The sequence below is a fragment of the Paenibacillus sp. FSL M8-0212 genome (assembly GCF_038004645.1).
Classification (GTDB): Bacteria; Bacillota; Bacilli; order Paenibacillales; family Paenibacillaceae; genus Paenibacillus.
Genome location: NZ_JBBORP010000001.1, coordinates 5,261,410 through 5,286,621, shown reverse-complemented (window position 1 = coordinate 5,286,621; position 25,212 = coordinate 5,261,410). Strand labels below are relative to the sequence as shown.

Annotated in this window: 21 protein-coding genes; 4 read left to right on the top strand and 17 right to left on the bottom strand. The window is 44.5% G+C overall.

Annotation, left to right across the window (positions count from 1 at the left end):
• Positions 1 to 3 precede the first annotated feature (3 nt).
• From MKX68_RS23380 to MKX68_RS23370, 3 genes are all read right to left on the bottom strand, one after another.
• Positions 4 to 537 carry a GNAT family N-acetyltransferase gene (locus MKX68_RS23380; protein ID WP_340914212.1) on the bottom strand — a complete coding sequence of 178 codons (534 nt, stop codon included), beginning with the start codon at positions 535 to 537 and terminating at the stop codon, positions 4 to 6.
• Positions 518 to 991, bottom strand: a complete 474-nt coding sequence (locus MKX68_RS23375) for a putative immunity protein (RefSeq protein ID WP_340914211.1) — start codon at positions 989 to 991, stop codon at positions 518 to 520. Before MKX68_RS23375 ends, MKX68_RS23380 begins: the two co-directional genes overlap by 20 nt.
• 115 nt (positions 992 to 1,106) lie before the next feature.
• The gene (locus MKX68_RS23370) at positions 1,107 to 3,827 is read right to left on the bottom strand and encodes a family 78 glycoside hydrolase catalytic domain (protein WP_445671127.1); all 2,721 of its coding nucleotides are present in this window, start codon (positions 3,825 to 3,827) and stop codon (positions 1,107 to 1,109) included.
• 134 nt (positions 3,828 to 3,961) lie between these two features.
• Between MKX68_RS23370 and MKX68_RS23365 the strand changes: the two genes are divergently transcribed.
• On the top strand, positions 3,962 to 4,846 hold the full coding sequence (locus MKX68_RS23365; protein WP_340914208.1) for an AraC family transcriptional regulator: 885 nt from the start codon (positions 3,962 to 3,964) through the stop codon (positions 4,844 to 4,846).
• A 5-nt stretch (positions 4,847 to 4,851) separates the two neighbouring features.
• Here MKX68_RS23365 and MKX68_RS23360 read toward each other — a convergent pair whose 3' ends face one another.
• The 4 genes from MKX68_RS23360 to licT all read right to left on the bottom strand — a co-directional run bounded on the left by MKX68_RS23360 (position 4,852) and on the right by licT (position 10,005).
• Positions 4,852 to 5,418, bottom strand: coding sequence for a 5' nucleotidase, NT5C type (locus MKX68_RS23360; RefSeq protein ID WP_339783158.1), 567 nt, complete (start codon positions 5,416 to 5,418; stop codon positions 4,852 to 4,854).
• Between the two features lie 168 nt (positions 5,419 to 5,586).
• Positions 5,587 to 7,050 carry a glycoside hydrolase family 1 protein gene (locus tag MKX68_RS23355; protein WP_338587402.1) on the bottom strand — a complete coding sequence of 488 codons (1,464 nt, stop codon included), beginning with the start codon at positions 7,048 to 7,050 and terminating at the stop codon, positions 5,587 to 5,589.
• Positions 7,051 to 7,099: 49 nt separating this feature from the next.
• Positions 7,100 to 9,019: a beta-glucoside-specific PTS transporter subunit IIABC gene (locus MKX68_RS23350; RefSeq protein WP_339783156.1), complete on the bottom strand. Its 1,920-nt coding sequence runs from the start codon at positions 9,017 to 9,019 to the stop codon at positions 7,100 to 7,102.
• A gap of 131 nt (positions 9,020 to 9,150) precedes the next feature.
• Positions 9,151 to 10,005 carry a BglG family transcription antiterminator LicT gene (licT, locus tag MKX68_RS23345; RefSeq protein ID WP_036613466.1) on the bottom strand — a complete coding sequence of 285 codons (855 nt, stop codon included), beginning with the start codon at positions 10,003 to 10,005 and terminating at the stop codon, positions 9,151 to 9,153.
• A gap of 392 nt (positions 10,006 to 10,397) precedes the next feature.
• On the opposite strand from licT, the gene MKX68_RS23340 reads away from it, so the two are divergent.
• Positions 10,398 to 10,895 (top strand): stalk domain-containing protein, encoded by a 498-nt coding sequence (locus MKX68_RS23340; RefSeq protein WP_339783155.1) that lies wholly within the window; start codon positions 10,398 to 10,400, stop codon positions 10,893 to 10,895.
• Positions 10,896 to 10,929: 34 nt separating this feature from the next.
• Here MKX68_RS23340 and MKX68_RS23335 read toward each other — a convergent pair whose 3' ends face one another.
• The 4 genes from MKX68_RS23335 to zwf all read right to left on the bottom strand — a co-directional run bounded on the left by MKX68_RS23335 (position 10,930) and on the right by zwf (position 15,990).
• On the bottom strand, positions 10,930 to 12,033 hold the full coding sequence (locus MKX68_RS23335; RefSeq protein ID WP_340914207.1) for a metallophosphoesterase: 1,104 nt from the start codon (positions 12,031 to 12,033) through the stop codon (positions 10,930 to 10,932).
• Between the two features lie 244 nt (positions 12,034 to 12,277).
• Entirely contained in the window at positions 12,278 to 13,696 is a 1,419-nt protein-coding gene (gndA, locus tag MKX68_RS23330; protein ID WP_091029159.1) for an NADP-dependent phosphogluconate dehydrogenase, read from the bottom strand.
• A 68-nt stretch (positions 13,697 to 13,764) separates the two neighbouring features.
• Positions 13,765 to 14,430: a fructose-6-phosphate aldolase gene (fsa, locus tag MKX68_RS23325; RefSeq protein WP_062835043.1), complete on the bottom strand. Its 666-nt coding sequence runs from the start codon at positions 14,428 to 14,430 to the stop codon at positions 13,765 to 13,767.
• A gap of 36 nt (positions 14,431 to 14,466) precedes the next feature.
• The gene (gene zwf, locus MKX68_RS23320) at positions 14,467 to 15,990 is read right to left on the bottom strand and encodes a glucose-6-phosphate dehydrogenase (protein WP_338587408.1); all 1,524 of its coding nucleotides are present in this window, start codon (positions 15,988 to 15,990) and stop codon (positions 14,467 to 14,469) included.
• Between the two features lie 112 nt (positions 15,991 to 16,102).
• Here zwf and MKX68_RS23315 point away from each other — a divergent pair, with 112 nt between their 5' ends.
• Positions 16,103 to 16,987, top strand: a complete 885-nt coding sequence (locus tag MKX68_RS23315; protein WP_340914205.1) for a LysR family transcriptional regulator — start codon at positions 16,103 to 16,105, stop codon at positions 16,985 to 16,987.
• 98 nt (positions 16,988 to 17,085) lie between these two features.
• On the opposite strand, the gene MKX68_RS23310 is transcribed toward MKX68_RS23315, so the two are convergent.
• The 6 genes from MKX68_RS23310 to MKX68_RS23285 form a co-directional block, all read right to left on the bottom strand.
• Positions 17,086 to 19,101 carry a chemotaxis protein CheA gene (locus tag MKX68_RS23310; RefSeq protein WP_340914204.1) on the bottom strand — a complete coding sequence of 672 codons (2,016 nt, stop codon included), beginning with the start codon at positions 19,099 to 19,101 and terminating at the stop codon, positions 17,086 to 17,088.
• 14 nt (positions 19,102 to 19,115) lie between these two features.
• Entirely contained in the window at positions 19,116 to 19,541 is a 426-nt protein-coding gene (locus tag MKX68_RS23305; RefSeq protein WP_017687852.1) for a chemotaxis protein CheW, read from the bottom strand.
• Between the two features lie 24 nt (positions 19,542 to 19,565).
• The gene (locus MKX68_RS23300) at positions 19,566 to 21,155 is read right to left on the bottom strand and encodes a methyl-accepting chemotaxis protein (RefSeq protein ID WP_340914203.1); all 1,590 of its coding nucleotides are present in this window, start codon (positions 21,153 to 21,155) and stop codon (positions 19,566 to 19,568) included.
• A gap of 548 nt (positions 21,156 to 21,703) precedes the next feature.
• Positions 21,704 to 22,384, bottom strand: a complete 681-nt coding sequence (locus MKX68_RS23295) for a hypothetical protein (RefSeq protein ID WP_338587414.1) — start codon at positions 22,382 to 22,384, stop codon at positions 21,704 to 21,706.
• Between the two features lie 176 nt (positions 22,385 to 22,560).
• Positions 22,561 to 23,157: a cupin domain-containing protein gene (locus MKX68_RS23290; RefSeq protein WP_338587415.1), complete on the bottom strand. Its 597-nt coding sequence runs from the start codon at positions 23,155 to 23,157 to the stop codon at positions 22,561 to 22,563.
• 82 nt (positions 23,158 to 23,239) lie between these two features.
• Entirely contained in the window at positions 23,240 to 23,482 is a 243-nt protein-coding gene (locus MKX68_RS23285) for a hypothetical protein (protein ID WP_340914202.1), read from the bottom strand.
• A gap of 155 nt (positions 23,483 to 23,637) precedes the next feature.
• On the opposite strand from MKX68_RS23285, the gene MKX68_RS23280 reads away from it, so the two are divergent.
• Complete coding sequence (locus tag MKX68_RS23280) at positions 23,638 to 25,182, top strand: hypothetical protein (protein ID WP_340914201.1); 1,545 nt, start codon at positions 23,638 to 23,640, stop codon at positions 25,180 to 25,182.
• Positions 25,183 to 25,212: the final 30 nt, after the last annotated feature.

The window sequence follows — 25,212 nt, the reverse complement described above, 5'->3', positions numbered from 1 at the left end:
TCATTATTCGACATTTTCTATCCAGAATCGTTCAACAACGTTGCCATCGGACTCCACATAGTCTTCATCCCGAATGCCACCATTTCGAAGGATAACCCTTCTGGAAGGCTCATTAACCGCATCGCATACGACCAATACTTTGGTAATTCCAAGCTCTCTCGTTTTCTCCAAAGAAAGCCTGAGTATTTCGGAACCATAGCCACTTTGCCGCTCTCCTGGACGAATACCATATCCAATATGCCCTCCACTGTTGAACAATTTGTCGTTAAGCTCATGCCTTATATTCACGGCACCCACAATTTGTTGACTCTCCGTGACCAGCCAGTATGTACTGTCTTTGACCCAGCCTTCCGGGATGTCAATCCCTTGTTCATTGCGCTGCAAAAACGCCAACATCTCATCGAACGCATAAGGATCTTTGGAAATGACCCAAGGTACCATCAATTCTCCACTTTTGACCCAGTCTTCATAAAATGCCAAATACGCATCCTTGTATGCTCGTGATGGTTTAATTAATCTAACGTGTTCTTTCCCCATGATCACTACATCCCCCCAACAGATATCGATATTGCCACGTTCTTTCTTCCAGGACACGACGTTCTTGCTCTTCCATTAAACTGTCATAAAAGATAGCTTTCACAGCATACGTTGCGGCATGCACCGCATGGTCTTTCACATGGGCCGTTGCAGCTGCGTGCCCCGCCGCACGAGATACAGCAGAGACAGCAACATTATCCGATTCTCGTGCAGCAGCATGAGCTGCAAAAGCTGCCTTTCGAGCATCAACCATGCTAATCTCTCCACGGATCCAACCTTTTCCTGCATCAATGGCATCACGGGCGCGGAGATCCTCCGTCTTCTTCTCAAATATATACAAGACACGTGCCGCACACTCGGCTGCCCAACAGGCCAATGTATGGTGATCCTGTTGCTTAGCCAGATTTTCTATTTCGCGGCGCAAAGGCGCATCTTTGAATGCAGGTTTTGCCATGGTCATGCTCCTTTCATTGTTCAAATACTACAAATTCACTCTCAGACAAGTTCGAAAAAGGACCTGCGTGTGTGCAGATCCTCTTCAAGTGTACCTCTCACCGCTTATTCTATCATTATACGGACTCTGTCAACGTTGCCTCCTGAACACCCCGTTCATTCTTCGTATCCGTGTCTTTGTACGTGAATTGGTAACTCCCAGATCCAAGTGTGACTTCAACATCGTCTCCAATACTTTGAATATTCTCGACTTCACTTACCTGATCCAACGGGTTCCCTTGCTCCAGAATGATCTGTGCACCTGCTCCAGGAAGACGTACCGTACCTCTTGTGTTGGCGGGAATATGCACCCGAATCTCCATTTCACCCTCCGCCAGTCGGTGCCAGCTTGAAGCAACTTGACCATACATCGTCTCCAAACTCGCTTCTACCCAGTCCAGTCCTGGTCCAGGTTGCGGCTCGATATGCACCAATCGGAATCCTGGCTGATGTTCATCGGACCGAATGCCAGCAACATAACGATACAGCCATTCCCCAATCGCTCCGTACGCATAGTGGTTAAATGAGTTCATATCAGCACTCCAGAGACTGCCATCTTCTTTGATCCCATCCCAATGTTCCCAGACGGTCGTTGCGCCTTGAGTCACCTGATATAACCAGGATGGGTAATCCTCTTGAAAAAGCAATGTATAAGCCAGGTCGTGAAGTCCCGCATCACTCAGTACCGGATTCAGATAAGGTGTGCCCACGAAGCCTGTAGTAAGATGATTCCCTGCCTCTCTCACAAGTTTCTCCAATTGTTCAACTGCACGAGTTCGGGCAGTGGCGTCCAGCAGGTCAAACTGGAGTGCAAGAACATGCGCTGTTTGCGTTGGAACAGCGATTTTCCCAGCTGGAGTCACGAATTCATTTCGAAACGCATGAACAATGTTTGTATGCAACTGCTTGTAATATTCAGCATCGTCTGTCTTTTCAAGTACCTCAGCCGCTTTCTGAGTTAACGCAACCGAATAGGCATAGAATGCAGTCGCCACATAGTCCGTGTCCGTTGCACCGACATAACTATCCGGCTTGGAGTCCAGTCCCAGCCAATCGCCAAAGTGGAATCCCGTGTTCCACAGATACGGATTGTCACCCTGCACGTGAATGTATTCGACCCACCGCTTCATACTCTCATATTGCTCGGCCAGTAATCTGGCATCCCCATACATCTCATAGATGGTCCATGGACAGATGACGGCTGCATCACCCCAAGCGGCGGAGGAATGACTGGTGTCTCCCCATCCTTCTGACGTGGAACTTCTCAGATCCGGAACGAAGAAAGGAATACCGCCATCTTCTCCCTGATCCGCTTCCAGATCCCGTAGCCATTTGGTGAAGAAGGGAGCCGTATTCATCAGGTAGGAAGATGTGCGGACAAACATCTGTGCATCACCCGTCCATCCGAGCCGTTCATCCCTCTGGGGACAGTCTGTCGGCACATCCAGGAAATTCCCCTTTTGCCCCCACAATATATTGTGATGCAGTTGGTTCACCAGTGGACTGGAGCATGAGAACTGACCTGTTTGCTCCATATTTGAGTGCAGCACTATTCCGGTGAATTCATCCAGACGAACGTGTTCCGGGAAGCCAACCAGCTTCACATAGCGAAAGCCTTGGAATGTAAAATGCGGTTCAAATGTTTCCACGCCATCCCCCTTGCAGGTGTAGCGAATACACTGCTTGGCGGCGCGAAGATTATCGGTGTAAAAGTTGCCTTGATGATCCAATATCTCAGCATGGTGCAGCTCAACCGTCTGACCCGCCTTACCTTGAATGCTGAATCTCACCCATCCCACCATATTCTGCCCCATGTCTATTACACGATCTCCCTGTGGAGTTGTCAGCAAAGCAATTGGCTGTAACTGTTCGACTTGGGTGACGGGTACGTTCTCCTGCGCAACGATGATACCTTTCGGGTGCTCCAATACGTTTACGGGTAACCAATTCACTTCAGATGAATCCGACCAATCGGACTCCATTCGTGCATCATACGTCTCCCCCATATAGATGTCCGACATACGAATGGCACTTGGAGCCGCCGTCCAATCCCCGTTAGATAAAATAGATTCCTCCGAACCATCTGCGTATTTTATGTGCAATTCCAGCAGCAATGCGGATGTTGAACCGAATATCTCCCTTTCTTTATTCCAGCCAAGATACCCTCGGTACCAGCCGTCTCCCAGATTAGCACCTAATGTATTCTGTCCATCCTGAAGCAGGTGGGTAACATCATAAGTTTGATATTGTAATCGCTTACGATAAGAGGTCCAGCCAGGTGTAAAATAATCTTCTCCTACTCTTGTGTTGTTCATATGCAACTCGTATAATCCAAGTGCTGTTACATATATTCTGGCAGACGTAACAGGTTGTTTCACATTAAACTGCTTGCGCATACGCAGGCATGACGTATCTCCATCATCTGATGGTTGAGCTGTGATCCATTCTGCTTGCCACTTGTTATGACTATCCATAAGTCCCATCTCGAAAAAGGTCGTTTCGGACCAACCGGAATCACTTCCTGCATCATCCCATGCCCGAATCCGGTAGTAGTATCGCGTTCGCGGAGAAGGCTGAAAATGTTTTAATTCCACATGTATGGATTGATCCGTGCTAATCTTGCCTGAATCCCATACAATCCCATCAAAACCTTCCGTCAATGACAGCTGAATCTGGTATGCGGATTGCATGCAGTTCCGACGATCAGACTGCAACTGCCAGCTTAATCTCGGTGATTTTACATCAAGGCCTATCGGATTGGTTCTATACTCACAGCGAAGGTGCCTCACGTTGAACATTAGCAGATCGTCCTTTCCATCTTGGCTTCCCATTCGGGGTTACGATATAATTATATCGATCCTGTTGCCCTAAATACCCGGTAATCAGGACTATTTCATCCGGTGATTCAGCCATTTGTGCGAGGAGGTTGCTTGTGAATTCATCTGTACAACTCATGAAAAGTGAATACTTTCTGCATAATCATCTGCAACTTTTTGTCAATCGTTGCTCTGAAGATTTTGTACTCCCTTTTCACGCACATGATTTTATTGAGTATAGTTATGTTGCCGAAGGAAAGGGCTTTCATCATATCGGTGAAGATGTCATTCCGGTGACAAAGGGGATGCTGTTTGTTATTCCTGTCGGCGTTCCTCATGTCTTTCGTCCTGTGAGTACAAACGTAACCGAGCATCCGTTAATTCTATATAATTGCTTATTTAATGCTGAATTGATCAACACCCTGACATCCGTCATTCAGGAAAAAGAAATCATTCAACATCTGATGGATCTGGCACAAAATCAGGTTCCTTATATATCTGTTGTGGATCACAACGACCGGATTGAAGAACTAATGGTGAAGCTGTACCGTGAATCCTCCGTTCCGGGAATCGGTTCGTCTACCATGTTATACACCCTGGTGAGCCAGTTGGTATTGATGACCTACAGGCAACTTTGTCAAAAGGATCATGATGAAGAGAATCATTCCACCGGTTTTGATTACATCCTTCACTATCTCAAGCAACACGTTAGCGACCGAATCCGAATGTCTGATTTAGTACGTGTATCGGGCTTTAGCGAAAAACAGATTGGCCGAATGTTTCTGCGACATACCGGACAGACCTTTAGCAGCTACCTGCAACACCTGCGTATACAAAAAAGCTGCGAACTTCTAAAGAGTTCACAGCACAAAATCAGCCTGATTGCCGAGCTGGTCGGATATCGGGATATGGATTCATTCTATGGTGCATTCAAAAAAATAACAGGCGAAACACCTCTCGCCTATCGCAAAAAATCCAGAGCACAGCACTCTGGACAATAAGGCTTTCAGACACCAACAACCTGTAACACTTCATCTATGTATGCCTTGGCCTCTTTCCATGAAGACATCAACGGAAAGTTGTATCGCTCACGCTCCTGTATATTCCACGGATGTGGGATACAGATGACCTTTTTGCCGTCCTCATGGGCGGGAATCAGATTATGTGCTCCATCATCAATGAGCAGATCGAATCCGAGCAAGTTTTTTCTTTTACATGTAATAAACTGTTCAGCCGTTATAAAAGGCATGTGCTGCTGAAGCCAGTTCCACTTCTCAACAACTGTTCTTGGTTCTGCTGCCGTCACAACAATAACATCATAAGCATCGTTCAGCTTTCGCATCTCATTTACTACATACTCGTCGTATAACTCCAATTCCTCGAACAGACCCGGCCGACCATAAAATACATCGTGCGTGCTCTCTGGATGACGCAAATGGGATGTATCCCAATGAATCATATCCTCATAGCGCAACGGATGGGTCGGGAAGTTGAGGTTGTTGTGATATATAGCCCGCTTGACCAGATGACATATCGTGTCATCCATATCTACAGCAATAATAGGCTTCTTCATGGTTATCCCTCCCCCAATACGATCACAGTATACCATCCAGAATGTTATGCAGTCATCTTTTTTACCTTAAAATTCCAATAGCGTTGATGAGAATTCCACCTGATTATATTAAAAAGGCGCCCCGGCGCCGTAATACCAGCTACGTCCGGGGTGCCTGTATAGGTTGATCTATTCCAAGTTCTCACCATTGGAGGCAATGACTTTTTGGTACCAGCCAAAGCTCTTTTTCTTATACCGATTCAATGTGCCTTGTCCGTTGTCATCCTGATCCACGTAGATTACGCCATAACGCTTGGACATTTCCGAAGTCGATGCACTGATGATATCAATCGCTCCCCAGTTGGTATATCCCATCAGGTCCACACCATCCATAACGGCTTCTTTCATTTGTGTAATATGTTTTCTCAGATAATCAATACGGTAATCATCGTTGATGGAACCATCTGCCTCAACCGTGTCTTTCGCGCCAAGGCCGTTCTCTACCACAAACAATGGCAGTTGATAACGGTCATACAGCTCTTTCAATGCAACGCGCAGACCGATCGGATCAAGCTGCCAACCCCATTCCGTGCGCTCCAGGTTCGGGTTCTTGATCGTACTGTACAAGTTGCCTCCAGTTACTCCATATTCCTCTGGGTTCACTGCGGACACCAAGGATGTGTAATAACTGAACGAGATGAAATCAACCGTGTGCTCACGCAGGATCTGCTCATCTCCTGGTTCCATGGCAATGGTAATCCCGTTCTCTGCCCAGTACCGAGCCATAAACGTTGGATAACTACCACGAACTTGTACATCCGTATGCAGCAGGTTCAGCTGGTTATCAATCTGTGCTTGCAGTACATCCTCTGGCTTCGACGTCGCCGGGTAGTGAATCATTCGCGCAAGCATACATCCGATCTGGAAGTTCGGGTTAATCTGACGTGCCTTTTCTGTTACCAGGCTGCTGGCTACAAATTGATGATGAAGTGCCTGATAAGAAGCCTGCATCGTGTTTTCAACCCGATCTTCAATAATACCGCCACCTGTGAACGGTTCAATAATCGTTGTGTTAATCTCATTAAACGTCAACCAGTATTTGACTTTGTCCTTGTATCGGGTCATCACGGTTTCCGCATATCTTACAAAATGTCCAATCACTTCGCGGCCAGCCCAGCCGTTATATTTGAGGACAAGCGCCATAGGCATCTCATAATGCGAGAGGGTTACAAGCGGTTCAATATCGTATTTACGGAGTTCATCGAACACTTCGTCATAGAAGCGCAGTCCCTCTTCATTTGGCTCGGCATCATAACCATTCGGGAAAATACGCGGCCAGTTGATGGACAGACGGAATGTCTTGAAGCCCAGCTCTGCGAAGAGTGCAATATCTTCTTTGAAACGATGGTAAAAATCAATCCCGTAACGCTTCGGATAACCTTCTGCACTATGATGTGACATTGCTTTCTCAACCGTTGCACTGGTAACATGCATCAGTTCTCTAAGGTTGGTGTAGTCCTTTTTCTCAAAATAAGGAACCATGTCGGCTGTCGACCATCCTTTGCCACCAGCGTCAAATCCACCTTCAGCCTGGTTAGCGGCAATAGCGCCGCCCCATAGAAAACCTTCCGGGAACCCTTGTCGATTAATCATTCGAATCTCTCCTTCTTTTGTTGATATTGTTAGTCCTAAGACGGACAGTTTAGATCTCAGCTTTCAATACGTCTTCACCCATCGTGATTTCGCCTAATTTCACAGGTAGAACCTGCTTGTAATCAGCCGTATTGGTAACAACCATAGCAGTTGTGATGTCGTACTCTTTTGCAATCTCGGCCAGTTCAAATGTGAGTAACTTGTCTCCAGCCTGTACACGTGCTCCTGTAGCAACATGTGCATCAAAATACTGTCCACGCAGCTTCACCGTGTTAATTCCAACATGAATCAACAATTCCATTCCGTTATCACTGCGGACAACGATCGCATGTTTCGTTTTGAAGACATTCATGATGGTACCTGTCACTGGAGAAACCAATTCGCCCACCGTTGGAACAAATGCCACACCTTTACCCATCAATTCATCACCAAATGTTGGATCGTTGACTTCTTTGAGCGGGATGGATTTACCTGTCATCGGTGCAACAGCTACTGCATCACTCGTTGGTGTTGGATCGCCCATGTCGTCCACATTTACGGTTGCAGCTTCGTTGGAGACAACTTTCGCTGGTGCTGTAGAAGCACCCGGTGAGAATTGAGCTAACGCCTCAGCGTCTCCTTCTTCTTCTTTGATACCAAATATCGTAGACATGATTGCACCCACGATAAAGGCCAAAATCATACCCCCAAAGGAGTACCAGAAGGTCTGTCCGATTAGGGAAGGAAGTCCTGGGAGACCACCGTTACCCGCAAGTACATACGCTTTCGCGCCAAAAGCAAGGGCGAATCCGCCACCCACTGCACTACCAATCATCGCTGCGGCAAATGGTTTTTTATACTTCATGTTAACCCCGTACATAGCCGGCTCCGTTACACCCATGAGTGCGGTGAAGCTCGTTGACAATGCCACGGTTTTAAGTTTTTTATCTTTTGCCCGGAAGAATACGCCGAGTGTTGCACCAGCCTGACCCATATTGGAGATAAAGGTCAATGGCAAGAATTTATCAAAGCCCAGTGTAGCGATATTACTCAGAATGATCGGCACAAGTGCATAGTGCATTCCTGTCATAATAATGAGCGCCATCGCGCCGCCAAGAACAATACCTGCAATCAATCCGCCTTCATTCAGCAGCCAGTTGATGCCACCAGACAATCCGCTACCTACAAATGTACCCAATGGACCAATTGCAATCAGCGTCACTGGAACCATAACAAGCAAAGTAATCAGCGGCACAAGCAATAGCTTGAGTGCAGCAGGGATAACACGGTCAACCCATTTCTCAACATAAGACATCAACCATACTGCAAGAAGAATCGGGATAACCGATGAAGCATAACTTACTGCTGTAACCGGGATTCCCAAAAATCCAACCGATTCACCGCTAGATAACAATGCTGTCATGTCTGGATACATGAGTGCCGTACCTAGTGCAATCGCAACAAACGGGTTACTACCGAATTTACGAGCAGCGCTGACTGCAATCAGTAAAGGCAGGTAGTGGAATACGCCGTCACCGATGGCTGAAAGAATACGATACGTATCCGTTCCGGCAGACATCCAACCTACGGACACGAATAGTGCAAGTAATCCTTTGAGCATACCTGCCGCAGTAATCGCTGGAAGCATTGGAGCAAAGACACCTGCGATTGTTTCAAAAATTTTCAGCACGACATTTTGTTTTTTATCCGACTTTGGCTCTTTGTTTTCTGTAGTTTGCTGGATTGCCGGATTTTCCTTCACCATAGCATCGAATACTTTCGACACGTCATTACCGATAATGACCTGGAATTGATCACCGGAAACATTCGTTCCCATGACTTTATCCAATTTCTTGAGTGAGCCGTTATCAACTTTCTCGTTGTCTTTCAGATCAAAGCGCAAACGTGTGACGCAGTGATAAACTGAGTTAATATTGTTTGTTCCCCCAACGGCTTTAATGATTTCCTGCGCCGTTTCCTGATGTTTCATGATGTTTTCCTCCTCATTTTTCCAATAAAAATACCCGAACGAATCTAGCGCATATTGATGACGCCATCTCATTCGGGTATTGCCTGATTGAACAGTAACAAGCCCATAGGATATCCAGTTGTGATTTGATTCTATTGCGTGGACTTTTCGTCCCGCTTGGTTTTCATCAAACGTTCCAGATGGAGCGTTAGATATAACTGCTCAGAGTGAGTCATGTCATACTGATAGTTCTTATGGATAAAAGTCTCGATCTTGCCAATACATTTGAATGTCTCCGGATAGTTTTTCCGAACCACTTCATATAAATACTCCTCAGCATCATCATGTGAAGAATGGGTAATGACACGCTGACAGAAATATTTCAAATGGGTGATGAAGCGGAAATAGTTGACGCTATCTTCATCCAATTCGACATTGAAGTGATATTTAATGATATTCATAATCTCCTGCAACAGCTGCATCAGATGAGTGACATCGTTCATGGAATCATTCACTTCCGCATTGATGAAATGTAAGGCAATATTACAGATTTCATCTTTGGGAAACTCAATATCCAGTCTTTCCTTCAGCAAGGTCAGTGCTTCTCTGGCCACATCATACTCCGCCTTATAAAAGTGCTGAACTTCCCAAGAAAGTGGATTACGAGTAATCATTCCTTTTTCCAAGCGTTGAACAGCAAAGTGAATGTGATCAGACAGCGAGACATAGATCCCGTCACTGATGGTTTTGTTCAGTTGCGTTCGTGCCAGTGTCACAATATCATCTGTTGCCTGCAGAATCTCAATCGGCACTTCAGCTACGATGGATTTGAATTTCTCATAAATCGATGCATCCTGAAGACGAAATACCTTCTCAATCCGCTCTTCATCAATCTCATCGCCTGCTTTGAACTTAAATCCGATACCCCGGCCGAGGATCAGTAGTTCCTGATTTTTGTCATCCACGGTACTGACAATATTGTTATTAAATATCTGTTTAATAATCATTATGGACCCACCTGGTTTTTTTTGAGGAATAAAAAAGGGCAAAACCAAAACAGAAATAATAAAATCATTTCCATAGTGGTTTTGCCCGCATTACCGGTAACAAGCCTCGGATCTAATTTATCATAACCTGAAAACGGTGTCAACCCAAAAATACTACTACTGCGATTCCACTTCATTCCTTTACTTGAGTCATTTCCCTATGCTTCCACGTTTAAGGGCACATATGTTTAAGTATTCACATGTTGATGCAGTTTCAAACGAAATATTCCCAACGACTCATCGCTTGAATTGAATGAGATTATAACTAAAGTAAATGTTTTGAAGGATTTTTCACCTTAAATAGAGAAATGATTTAATTGTAGGAAGTAATTTTAGATAAAGGGGTTTTATTCGTGAGGGACAAAGTAAAAGGATTACTCATTGGTATCACAATTGGATCAATGCTTACAGGAGTTACAGCTTATGCAGCATCAGGAACGCCAATAAAAGCTTTACTACAGAAAGTAAATATTTATGTAGACGGAACAAAGAAGTTGACAGCTAATGCAATAACCTATAACAACACTACATATGTACCAGTTAGAAGTATAAGTACTGCACTCGGTGAGAACGTAGCTTTAAAGTCAAACAATCTGTACATCGGCAAACAACCATTAATTAAATTAACAGGGAATCAAGCGTTTGAACTGTTATATAAAAAAATAAAAAAAGAAATCGAAATGTATAGTCTAACTGTTGATGAGGAACCAAAAGACGGAAATTATTATGTAATGCGTTCATACTCAGACAGAGAAACATATGAAGTAACTTATGGCCTTTACTACATACACATGTACACAGGGGAAGTTTACGAATGGAACTTCAAATCCAAGAAAATGGTAAAACTATAGTTATTAAAAGGCCCTTCTTTCGAAGGGCCTTTCATTATTGTTGAAACGTCACATTAATCTGTACAATCTCCGAACGACTGCTTGTGCGAATCGGAGGTCCCCAGAATCCAAATCCTGACGTTACGATGGAGTGCATGGAGCCTTTTTGCAGATAACCCCAATCATTCTCGTAGATCGCTTTTGTGATGAACTGAGCAGGCGCAATCTGACCACGATGAGTGTGACCGGATACGACCAGATCTACATTGTTTTGTTCCGCAATATCCAGATCATACGGCTGGTGATCCATCATAAGTACCGGTTGGCTCAAGTCCGTATCTTGCATTAATGTGGCTACTTCTGAACGATCCTTCTCTGTCCGGTCTTTCCGTCCTATGAGAGTGATCTTGTCATCCAGAACAATCTTGTCATCATACAGAACTTGCATGTTGCTCTTCTCCAGCGCAGCAATCAGATCTTCGATCGGACCATCGAACTTGTCGTGATTCCCGAGAGAAGCATAAACGCCGTACGGAGCCTGAATATCGCTGATAATGTCGGCAATCCCGCTATTAAGATACATATCCAGATTGTCATCAATAATATCTCCAGGATACAGCACCAGATCCGGCTTCAGAGCATTAATTTCCTCCACCATTCGTTTGGCATGTGCAGGGCCAGATAGAAGTCCGAAGTGCATATCGGCAGCCATGACAATATTAAGCTTGTCCACACCTTCTACTTTTTTATCAATCTGAATGTTATACGTTCTCACTACCGGGCTATAGGCGTTGAAAATTCCATAACCCATTGTGGACACCAACAGCACCAGCGTAACGAATCCTGCCCATTTCTGAGTGTGATGTCTCGGAATACGGGTTAATCTCAGCAACCACATCGTCAGGTGAACGACTGGCAGGATTAGCAATAACAACGAGAAGATCGCCAGCCAGTAAGAACCGATGATACTGAGAAACGAGATACTTCCAAACACACGTGCCAAAATGAAGGAAACAGCAAGGAATACAAGCGCTATAATATAAAACCATCGAAATCTGGCGGACACGACTGGTTTCATCCAACTCCAACCACTCCAGCCTATGTAGAACACTAATAAACCGTATACGACCAAAAACAATATACCTGCTAATACAAACATGCCCGGTCTAACCTCCACGTCAATAAGTTGTATTCCGAATTTTCATCACGGATGTAGTTCCGTCTGAACAAGTATAACGTAGTTGAAGAGTCAGATCATCTGTTTGCCAAACCCAGATTCGTACATTTTATTACAATTTGATGATATTCAAATTCGAACCGTTAACGAGAAAAAGCACCCTTGCAGGTACCATGAAGTTGGATTCATGAATAACTGCAAGAATGCTATATATTTGGAACTGATATTACTCGTTAGTGTCCATCCACTGGAAGTGGAATGAACCTTCTTTGTCCACACGTTTGAATGTGTGAGCGCCGAAGTAGTCACGTTGTGCTTGCAGCAAGTTTGCTGGCAAACGCTCTGTACGGTAGCTGTCGTAGTAAGAAAGAGCGCTGGAGAAGCCAGGTACCGGAATACCTTGTTTTACAGCAGCCGCTATAACTTCACGCCATGCACCTTGATATGACTCAACGATGTTTTGGAAGTAAGGATCCAAGAGCAAGTTTTTCAGAGCTGCATCCTTATCATAAGCTTCTTTGATGTTTTGCAGGAATTGCGAACGGATGATACAGCCGCCACGGAAGATCATGGCAATGTTACCGTATTTCAGATCCCAGCCGTATTCATCGGAAGCTGCACGCATTTGTGCAAATCCTTGTGCATAGGATACGATTTTACTTGCAAACAGCGCTTTACGCACGTTCTCGATGAACGCTTTTTTGTCGCCAGAGAATGCTTCAGTTGCTGGTCCACTTAGGATTTTGCTAGCTGCTACACGCTCGTCCTTCATGGCAGACAGGAAACGGGAGAATACGGATTCTGTAATCATGGACAATGGTACGCCGAGATCCAGCGCGCTTTGGCTTGTCCATTTACCTGTTCCTTTTTGTCCAGCCGCATCCAGAATAACGTCAACCATTGGTTTTCCTGTTTCTGGATCGTATTTGGAGAAGATATCTGCAGTGATTTCAATCAGGTAGCTGTCCAGCTCCCCTTGATTCCACTCGGTGAAGATCTCATGCAACTCTTCAACGGAAACATTCAATACAGATTTGAGCAAGTGATAAGCTTCACCAATCAACTGCATATCTCCATACTCGATACCGTTATGCACCATTTTCACATAGTGTCCAGCACCGTCTGGTCCGATGTATGTGCTACAAGCGTCATCGCCAACTTTAGCGGAGATCGCTGTCAGGATCGGTTCAACCAACTGATAAGCACTTTCCTGACCGCCTGGCATGATTGCCGGGCCTTTCAGGGCGCCTTCTTCACCACCGGATACACCTGCTCCGATGAAGCGGAAACCTTTTTCTTCCAGTTCTTTACTGCGACGTTGTGTGTCAGGGAAGTAAGCATTACCTCCATCAATAATAATGTCGCCTTGATCCAGATGAGGAAGCAGTTGCTCAATCGTTGCATCTGTTGCTTTACCTGCTTGCACCATGATCAGAATTTTACGCGGAGATTCCAGGGATTCCACGAATTCTTCAATAGTGAACGCACCTGTCAGGTTTTTACCTTCTGCTTCTTTCAGAAGATCGTTCGTTTTCTCCGGGGAACGGTTAAATACCGATACCGAGAAACCTTTGCTTTCAATATTCAAAGCCAGGTTTTTACCCATTACTGCCAATCCAATAACACCAATCTGTTGTTTACTCATTATGTCCTCCCAATGCTCCATGATTTATATAGTTTTATTGTAAGTTGAAACGAATATATGTTCAGTGATTATTGTACTGTTTTTTTCCAGTCCGCTGCAAATTTGTCCATACCTTGATCTGTCAGCGGGTGTTTGGAGATCTGTTCAATGACGGAGAATGGAACAGTAGCAATATGTGCTCCAGCCATCGCTACACGTGTAACGTGATCCGGATGTCTTACAGAAGCCGCAATAATCTGTGCATCCAGGTTATGTGTACGGAACAATTCAGCAATTTTGGTAACCAATTGTACGCCATCTTCGGAGATATCATCAAGACGTCCCAGGAATGGAGATACATATGTCGCACCAGCACGAGCAGCCAGAAGCGCCTGGTTCACAGTGAAGATCAACGTTACGTTGGTTTTCACGCCTTTTTTGGTCAAGTAACGGCAAGCTTCAAGTCCTGCAAGTGTCATTGGCAATTTGATCGTAATGTTTTTGTCACTGTTGTTAATTTTGATCAATTCTTCTGCTTGCGCGATCATTTCTTCAGCAGTAAGGGCATCTGGTGTCACTTCCGCAGAAACGGACTCCACTTCAGGTACCAAACGCAAGATTTCTTCAATACGATCTTCGAATTTTACGCCTTCTTTGGCTACCAAAGATGGGTTTGTTGTTACGCCAGACAATACGCCGATTTTGTATGCTTTTTGGATATCTTCCACGTTAGCTGTATCGATAAAAAATTTCATGATTAAATTACCTCCAGATATATTTTTTATTTTGGTTTAGAGATTTGCATTAACCGCCAAGGGTATGCTATTTGTAACTACAGACTCCTGATCCGCCGGCTCATCAAACCACCAGTGGTGACCATCTTCTTCAAGCATGACATCTGATTCAGCCGGTCCATAACTACCCGCAGGATACAGATGAAGTGGCAAGAGATTTTCCTGGAATGCATCCAGAATTGGCTGCACCCATGCCCATGACAATTCTACTTCATCCCAGTGGGCAAAGAATGTTGGATCACCCAGCAAAGCATCACGAATCAGATTCTCGTAAGCTTCCGCAAGGTCACCTTTGTCCGGAGAAAGATCAATATGAACCGGTTTGAATTCACCTTTATTCTCAGGATCACTTGCATTCAGTTGCAATGTCATGCTCTGATCCGGACTCATCTCAATGACGAGAAGGTTTGGTTTGGAACCCTTGTTTTTCAGCACATTTGTCTGTCCAGAAGGTTCTTTGAATTCAATCACGATACGTGTTGATTTCTCCTTCATTCTTTTACCCGTGCGAATGTAAAACGGAACACCACGCCAGAAGAAATCATCAATTTGCAATTTGGCAGCAATGAATGTGTCATTCATCGTATTCTCGGCTACACCCGGTTCAGCAGTATAAGCATTTACCGGTTTACCTTGAATGTTACCTGCTGCATACTGTCCACGGATGATGTTTGCGCCCACAGTTTGTTTTTGTAACGGCTGGATCGATTCCATAATGTGCTTTTTCTTCAATCCAACTTTTTCGGAAGTACTGTTATACGGAAGCTGGATCGCCATCATCATGAGCAATTGCAACATATGATTCTGGAACATGTCTCGCACTGCACCAACATGATCATAATAGGATGCACGTTCTTCGACACCTACAGTCTCATTCGCCGTAATTTGCACATTGGAGATGTAACGGTTGTTCCATAACGCCTTCATGATTGGGTTACTCTGATGCAACGTCTCCAGGCGCTGTACCATCGGTTTGCCCAAATAGTGGTCAATCCGATAAATCTCTTCCTCCGTGAACGATTCGCTTAATTTTCGATTAAGGTCTCGGGCGGATTGTAGATCGTGACCAAATGGCTTCTCGATGACGAGGCGTTTCCAGCCCTCTGTGGAACCCAGCCCACTTTCTTGAATATTCTCGGCAATCGGTTCGAAAAATTCCGGACCAACCGAGAGATAAAACAAGCGATTGGACGGAATGCCAAGCTCAGCTTCTCTTTGTTCAACTAATCCCAACAGCTTTATATAATCTTCCTTATGGCTTATATTCAATACACTGTAGCGAAAAGCTTTCACAAATGACTTCACAACTTCAGGATCAGCCTGGCGTCTGGAAAATTCATTTAATGATTTTTCCACTTGAGCCTGAAAGAATTCATCAGACCACTCTCTACGCCCCAAACCAATCAATGAGAAGGTTTCAGGAAGCTTCTGCTCAAGATATAAGTTATATAAGGCAGGATATATTTTTCTTTTGGCTAAATCGCCAGTAGCACCAAATAAAACAATGGTAGTTGGTTCCATCTCACCGTTCTCCTTCCAAGTAACTCTGGTTTCTTTGTTGTAGTTACACTATAATACGTTTTATAGCTATACAAGTAATTAATATATTTCACAGGAGCTATAGACCACATCTATGACAACAAATTACGAACTATATAAAGTCTTTTATTGGGCCGCCAAAACGGGAAGTTTGACACAGGCTGCGAAAGCACTGTATATCACTCAACCCAGCGTCAGTCATGCCATTAAGCAATTGGAAGAGAGCTTTGGTCTTACCTTGTTTTATCGAAATTCCAAGGGTGTAGCGCTGACACAGGAAGGTGCCAGTCTGTACTCCTATATTGAACAATCCCAGATTCTGATCTCACTTGCGGAAGAAAAAATGGCCGCACTGAAGAATCTCGACAATGGTGAACTCCGGATTGGTGGCAGTGACTCCCTGTTCAAGCATTACATGCTGGCGTTTCTAGAGGAATTCCACACCTTGTACCCTAACATCAAGCTACATCTGAGTCATGGAACTACGCCGGAAGTCATCACCTTTCTGAAAGAAGGCAAGATCGATCTTGGTGTTGTTCGGATGCCCATTGTTGATCCACAGCTCGAAGTCAGAGAAAGCATTCAGTTGAAGGACTGTTTTGTAGCTGGAGAACGTTATGCTCAGTTGAAGGGTAAAGTCATGACACTTGAGATGCTTCTGGAGCATCAACTGATCCTCTTCTCCCGGAACAGCCGGGTTCGGATGGCTATAACCGAGTTGTTTAACAGCTATAATTACACGTTGAAACCTGAGATTGAGGTTGGTAGCGTTGATCTGTTGATTGAGTTTGCGCGTCGAGGACTGGGGATTTCCTATGTCACACGTGAGTTCATCTCCAAAGAGCTGGAGGAAGGTTCTCTCTTCGAAATTCAGCTTGATGTTCCGCTCCCCCCTTCCCACGTGGGGATTATGACCAAACGCAATATGCCAATCTCTCTGGCAGCCAACCGGTTCATGGATCTCATTTTCAATGCCTGAGTGTCCTCAATGTCAAAAGGTACAACAAAGAGCCCCACCGTCCAGTTATGGATGATGAGGCTCTTTGGCCTGCATAATGTTGATTGTTTATCTAACGATTAAAGACTCACCAGATAGGACGCGTCCAATATAAGGGCAACCTTACCATTACCAAGGATCGTTGCTCCAGATAGATGGTTCATCGCTCCCAGATACGTACCTAGCGTCTTAATAACGACTTCCTGATTTCCTATAATCTCATCTACTGCGTATGCTGCAATTTTGTCAACGGAACGCACGATCACCAGTGGAATGGTCTTGGATTTGCGGTCTGTTCGTGGATAGTTGAGCCTGTCGCACAGTCGGTGAAAAGGTACAATTCGTCCATGATTCAGGATCGCTTGTTGCCCCTGAATCATCTGAATATCTTCAGGTGAAATTCGAACAATCTCAGCAACATTATACATCGGCAAGATCAGCACACGGCCCGATACTTTAACTAACAGACCTTTAATAATCGCCAATGTGAGTGGTAGACGAATCGTAAACGTGGTGCCAACACCAACCTCCGTATCAATATCAATGATACCGTTGAGCCGCCCGATCTGGCTACGCACGATGTCCATTCCAACGCCCCGCCCCGATACTTCACTGACAGAAGAAGCTGTGGAGAAACCAGGCTCAAATATGAGATGTACAGCTTCCTGTGTTGTTAGTCGTGCAGCCTGTTCCTCACTAATGATACCTTTGCCCCAGGCGGAAGTTTTGATCTTCTCACCATCGATACCTTTACCATCATCTGAATAACGAATGACAACATGATTTTCTTCATGAAACGAAGTTAATGTAATACGTCCTTTGGACGGCTTACCGTGCCCCGCCCGAACCTCTGCACTTTCAATGCCATGATCTGCACTGTTGCGGATGAGATGGATCAGCGGGTCACTCAATTCTTCAATAATCATCCGGTCAAGCTCAGTCTCTCCACCTTGAATAACCAGTTCCAGATCCTTACCCAGCTTCTGCGATAGGTCACGAACCAATCTCGGGAAGCGACTAAGTAGTTGATCAATGGGTAACATCCGTGTCTTCATGACACCTTCTTGAAGCTCTTTGATCACCCTGCCCATATGATCAGATACACCACTTATACTCTGGATGAGTGAGGAAGGTTCCTTACGTGCACCCGATCCACTAAGATCTGCGAGGGATGTCTGATCGATTAAAAGCTCTCCAACCAAATTCATCAAATGATCCAGACGTTCAACACTCACGCGAACCGTAGGTTGAGCCGTTTTCACTTTCTCTTCCGGACCCGTTGTAGCTGGGGTAGTCACGCTTGGTTTCGTTTGCTCTGTTTCAGAGATTAATTCAAGTGGTGCAGAAGTCGCTGCAACCTCATTGGATTCCAGCAGATATGGTTCAATCTCCAGCATATGAATATCCGAGTCTGAAGACAGCTCTGTCTTAAGCTGCTGTGGGTCCTTCGACGTTGCTACGATGATGATGAACTGACCATAATGATCATCTTCATTCTGCGCGCCCGGTTGGCTCTCCATGAGAGAAGTTGCAACAACCGTACCACATATGTCCTCAATGCGTTGTCGTAAAATATGATATCTGGCCGCTTTCATCATACACTTCTGCTCTAGCACAATATGAATGGACAATAGTTGCTTGCCTGACACAATAGCTACCTGTGCCACAATCGATTCCGCTGGTTGCAATTGAGGTGTTACAAGTTTTCCGACGATTGCCGGGGTTTGAATTAGATCTTTTATTTCTCGAACTACCGCTCGAAAGTCTCCATAGGCTTCCCCACGGATGTACTGATCACGAAGCACCTTCATGGCGTCCAAAGAGCGGAATAACGTATCAATTAGCTCCGAAGTCATCTCTGGTTTCTTCTCCCGGACCCATTCAAGAGCATACTCCACTTCATGCGTGAGGTCGCTTAATTCACGAAAATCCATTGTGGATGCCGATCCCTTGATGGTATGGGCTGCCCGAAACAGCGTCTGAACCAGTTCTACAGAAGGCGAAAGCTCCAATGCCAATAAAGACTGATCCATACGTTCCAATTGATCATTCAGTTCTTCGATAAAGATGTCACGGTAGGCAGACAAATCCATCATTCGTATATACCTCCCTAACCGCCCAATATTTCGTCCAGTTTCAAAATGCCCACAAGCTTGTCTTCCTGTTGACCGACACCATGGAATAAACCTTCACGGTTACGACCATATCCGCCGGTTGGCGGATGTATTTCCGAATATGTGGTTACCTTGTTTACTCGATCCACGATCAAGCCAATATATTCTTCCTGATGTCGAACTACGATAATACGAGTCGCTCTGGTGTCCGGTTCATCCGGCATACCCAGCAGGTTCCGCAGACTCATTACACATACAACCTTGCCACGCAGATTAACTACCCCTTTGATCTCTGGGCGGCTGAATGGGATATCTGTGATGCTGAGCATTTTAATGATTTCGTGAATTTCTTCGATTCGAATGGCGCAGGTCTCTGCACCTACAGACAGTTCAATATATTGTTCCTTCTGAAGTGAAGACATCGATTCACCCTCAATTCAATTGGTTTATTGGGTTTTGAAGGCAGACGCTGAATTCGCCAGCTCTTCAGCAAGATTTGCCAGAGACTGGCAGGTTGCCGCCGTCTCTTCCGATGCAGCCGCGGATTCCTCACTGGAAGCCGAGATGGATTCAACAGAGCTCATCACCTCTGCGGCTTGGGCTGCTTCTTCTTCACATGCAGCAGCAATTTCGTTTACTTTCTGTGAAGAGTTATTGACCATATCAATGATCTGATCAAACGCCTGGCCAGTCATGGAAGACTGCTCAACACTTGCTGCTACGGCTTGCACACTTTGTCTCGTATTTTCCTGCATTGCTTTGATGATGGCTGTAATTTCTTTGGTTGCCTCACCACTTCGTTCTGCAAGTTTCCGGACTTCATCTGCTACTACGGCGAATCCTCGTCCTTGTTCTCCCGCACGTGCCGCTTCAATCGCGGCATTCAGCGCCAACAGATTGGTCTGCTCAGCGATATCGTCAATCACTTCAATGATGTCACCGATTTTACGAGAATCATCTTCAAGCTTGGTCATTTTTGTATTAACGGCTTGCATACCTTCCAATGAAGTCTGTACAACAAGTCCACCTTCACGGGCAGTCTTCACCGTATCGTTGGACAGTTCAGCCGCTTCTTCCGCACTTGCAGCGACGGAGTTAATGGCAAGTGAAAGCTCCTTGAACAATTCGGAGATGTTTCCTGCCTCGCTGGATTGGCTCGTGCTGGTACTTGCAATTTCCTGTGTGCTGGCTGAGATCTGTTCCGAAGAAGCGGCAACACTTTGGGAGTTCAACACGATATTGTTGATTAACTCTTTCAGATTATCAACCATCTGATTCAGTGCCACAGCCAGTTGACCCACTTCGTCTTTGCTCGAGATGTCTGATTTAAGGGTCAAATTTCCGTTGGCAACTTCCGTAGCTAGACCCAGCATGGCCATTAGTGGCTTTGAAATGGAGCGAGAGATGATATATCCAATGAGGATACTGAAGAGTACGGAAAGAACTACAAGAATTATCGTTACTTTAAATGCTTGTGAATAGGCAGCCTGAGATTGTATATTCGCCTGTTCAGCCAAACTTTCATTAAGGTCGATCAAATTGGTAAGCAGCTCAACAATCTTGTCCCCTTGTGGTTTAAGCTCAGATTTAAGGTAGGTATTAAAGGCACTTTGATCATCTGCGACAGCCAGATTAGTTGCTCGTTCAAACATTGTTAAATATCCTGGATATTCTGCATCAAAATTCCGGAGTAATTCTATTTCTTCAGGGGTTGTTGCAAGCGGACGATAGATGGTCAGGCGATCATTCACACTCTGACGGATCGAAGCAATGTTTTCCGTGATCCGAGTTTTTTCAGTTTCAACGGTTTCGAAGCTCAAATCACGCACGTTCACACGCATTCTTTGATAATCAATCTGAGCTGAGGATAATTCTTTTACAGAGATCAGATTGTTGTTATACATCTCTTGCATTCGTTCATTCGTACTTCTCAATGTTACTACAGAGTAGACGCCAAGCCCCGCTAGGATTATCGACACAATTAAAAACGCTGAGATAATCTTTGTTGCTGTTTTCAAATTTCCAAACCACTTCATGTAATCTCCTCCTAGGCATCGTAGTGTCCAGTTATGTATATAACGCTTGGTAAACCCTTCTCTAGGTCGCGCTCCAGACAACTTACGATCTATTTCGACATAAATATATTAAAACTGAATAGAAGATTTTCATTTCTATAAATTTGCACTATTATGAATTTTTATTTCAGATATAAAGAATCTTCTTTTTAATATAATTTATACTTTTTACCTATTAAATTGTTTTTCCCACTTACATATATACGTATAATCTACATTCTGCATTGACTTACACATACATTCTCCATACCAATTTTCATGTGACATGGTCTTCTTATATTTACATAAGAAGTTGTATAGTTCTTACGTCTAACACATATCATTTTCATGCAAAAAAAATTATGTATTTTGCTATACACACTCCACATTTCAAGACTTAAGTCTAATAAATGTTTAGCCATACTGAGTCCATTATCCCATAAAAAAAACCAAACCCGAATCAACAAAGTTTGGTTTTGAAGCGAAAAAAACACTTTAAATTAACATAATACCCGTTAAAACCTAATTACTTATGTGTTAAATAGCTGCTCCAGTTCTATTAAGCGGTCCTTAATCCTATGCGGAATAATATCAAACAGGTTATCCCACGTCATGAACATCTCCGGTTTTAGTAAATATTCTTCGAACTCCATGGTAGGTACAAACGCTTTGGTCTGCAGATAACGCTCCACCTGAGCATCGATCTGTTCATTCGTTTCAAAATAACCTTGAAACAACTCATTCACAAGTAGCCCATCACATCCAGCTTCGGCACCTGCTGCACTATACAGGTTTGGCAATAACTCAAATACAACTGGAAGTGGTGAGAAAGCATGTTTGCCTGGCTGCGAGTACAGACATACATGATGTCCAACCACATTGACCCGTTCCTTCAACAATCCGCGTAGCACCTTCCCATGAAAGCTGGCTTCACAGTCTACTACCTCTCCATCATGACCCACATAAACCCATACATGCTCCATTTCATACAAATGTCCAATCTCATAATCCCACCAGATTGCATATTCAATTACATATTGTACTGCCTCGGTCGGAAACTTAATGTCCCTTCTGAACGATGGTGAAGGCCCAGATTGATGCAACACAGAAATGCCAACAAAATCAGGATAAAAGGGTTCGGCTCTGTCAAACATCAAAATAGGTGCATAACTCATTGCAATTTCAAGCGTTTTCAGTTCTGACATGTTCATTCATGAGTCCTCCGTTTTTGTTGGATGTTCATACTATACTAACAGAGAACGTAACACACTGACTCAGGCATTTTGAATTTTTATCGTGCGATTATTACATCGACACATCAAAAAACCTGCAACTGTTATTCTCCAGTTACAGGCTCTGTACTTTGATAATGAATAAGGATTTTGAATTAAGACTTCAGCTTACTGGATGGTGACACAGACGTCTTGGAAGGAGAAGTCGATTGATCAGAGACCTGCGTATCACATCCTATTGGAGGGCCCAGAATCGCATCATTTTTAATGGACGCAACGGCTCTGGCATACGCCTCTTCATCCAAACAGTACGCGCGGTGAGCCACCTCCGGCGGTGTAGCTGCCAAGAAATCCGCTCCAAACACAATATCAGGCGTTGGTTGATCAAAGATAGTTAATACATATACATCATCTGTCTCAGCGACAAACCAGTGAAACCAGCCTTTCGGAAATACCACGACCTGCCCTGGTTTCAGACGATATGTCAATCGTTCACGCGTAAACGGATTGAAGACTGACGCTGTAATTTCACCGGTGATGACCACAACCATCTCCGTGACATTGGTGTGCCAGTGCGGCTGCACAATAATTCCTTTGCTTAAGTACACGTTGAAGAAACCATTCGCAATGGTCGGCAGCTGTTCTCCAAACAACTGGGTTACATAGTTGCGTGAATCCCTCTGATAATTGACAACCGCATTGGAATCGGCTGCCAGCGGAACATTCGGGGCTTGTAAAATCGGATTCATCATACGATCAATTCTCCTCCTTGGGCATACATCTCATTGTTGTACTGTATGCCGGAGAATAGAAAGATAATACCGTTGACAGATGTTATATATTGTTTTTAATCCTGAACTTTAGGTATCTTAGAATCATGTATAAACGAATTAGACACGTGTAGTACATTGCACTTACACCAGTCAATACCGCTACTTCTTCCCGCCGTAGACCAGGTGTTCTTCGCTGTCCATAAGATCCTGACAATCCAACCTGTTCCGGTTGAATGCGGCTTCTCCGTGATTTCAAGAACTCACCCAGTTTTTTGTTACGGCTCATACTTGTATCCATAAACATCGTTCCTTTTTATAAAAGTATTCAAGCCTGTTCGCCCCTATCCCGAAATGGTAGTCTCTGAATGACTTTGATATAATTCATCTATTATTAGTTCTGCAAAATACTTGGTTTACAAGTAGCTTACATCGATTGGTGCAGAACGAAAGGAGCGTAACATGATCCCCAATGTTGGAGATGTGTACTGCGTGTACGTCGAAAAATTACAACAATATACAGCCTGCCAGGCGATTGGACTGAAAGAAACGGAGGGTAAAACTTCCGACACGCTCGCCTCCGTCCTTCAGTTGGATTGGACCGGTGATCAACTGCCTAATGAGATGCAGCTTCATCAGATGAAACCGTTGATCTGTAATTTCTATTTTTGGAATGAACGACTTGTCCATAGTTTCGTGAGTGCTAATGTTCCTTCACAGTATGTGCTTGCAGGCAATATCCCTCCTCTCTACACCGAGGAAACAAATACGTATGGTGGAGGCTGGCCGATCGGAGAAAGTCTCTATCTCCAGCGTGAATGGGAAGGTATCGATGCGATCCGAAGAGCGCAGTTCAAACAAGCTGCGGATGATGACAAAGAAGTGATGGTTGGCGATCGTGTAATGCGGCGCAGTACGAGTACACTCCGCGATTTCAGCCCTACATCTGCGGAAGATGTAGCCGAACTCGCAAAGCTACCTTGCCTGACACATATTGAAATGGATGGATATACGGAATCGATCTTTCCATTTATAGAGGACAACCCGTTCATTAATGAACTTCATATCATACATCATGGTCAAACGATACTCGATATCAGCAGCAGTCACCTGACCAAACTTATTGTGGATGTCAGCGGGTTGAAGGAGTTAATTTTGAACACAAAGATGAAAAGTCTGAATTTCACAGGAGAGTTATCTCCTGATCTGCGTATCGTGGCTTATGAAGACGGTAAATGCATCACTCTCAATGTTCCATCGGGCCTGCCACAGGTTACGGGCATCTCACGGCTTGAAGGTCTGTATATCAGAGATATCACGGAGCTCAATCTGGAGCCACTTGTGCAGTATTATCCTGAGCTTTCAGAGTTGCGATTGTGGGGTAAACCCGGAAATGTATCCCATTTAGAATCGATTCAGCATTTGGCAAATTTGCAAACCTTCACTACATACGACCTGTTCGGCTTCAAAGGTGAACAATTCCCTGATCCAGAGCAACTTCCAAAATTGGCTACGCTGTGGCTAACCAGCCTGCCTGCCGATGCAGCCAAATCGATCAAAACAAGATATAAAAAATCTGCTGCTGCCGGACTTGATATAGAGATCACCAAAGCACGCAAACCGGAATGGCTTGCGGAGAACCTGAACAATCCATTTCGGGATTGGGATGGACGGGACCACATCAAGGCAGCTCACGCCAAAAAAGCAGCTCAATTGTACAAGCAGTGCTCGAAGGAAATCCGTCACTTAAGTCAAGATTTAGATTTTAATAATCAGGAGGCTTTGCACAAACAACTCGTCTCCATGGTTGAGAACTATACACAGACCTTCAACAAGATGGATGCCAAGACCGGCTTTATTGAAACTGTTGAGCGGGAAGAGATTTATGTTGTTCTGACGGCGCTGCTGGAACAGCTACAACAGAATTTGGAACTGCGTCAAGATGATTCGGTTAAGGTTAATCACGAGGAATTATATGAGGTATTTGATCGTTTGAGGGATTTCTAGGTTACACAAAAAGGGTCCTGTTATGAAAAT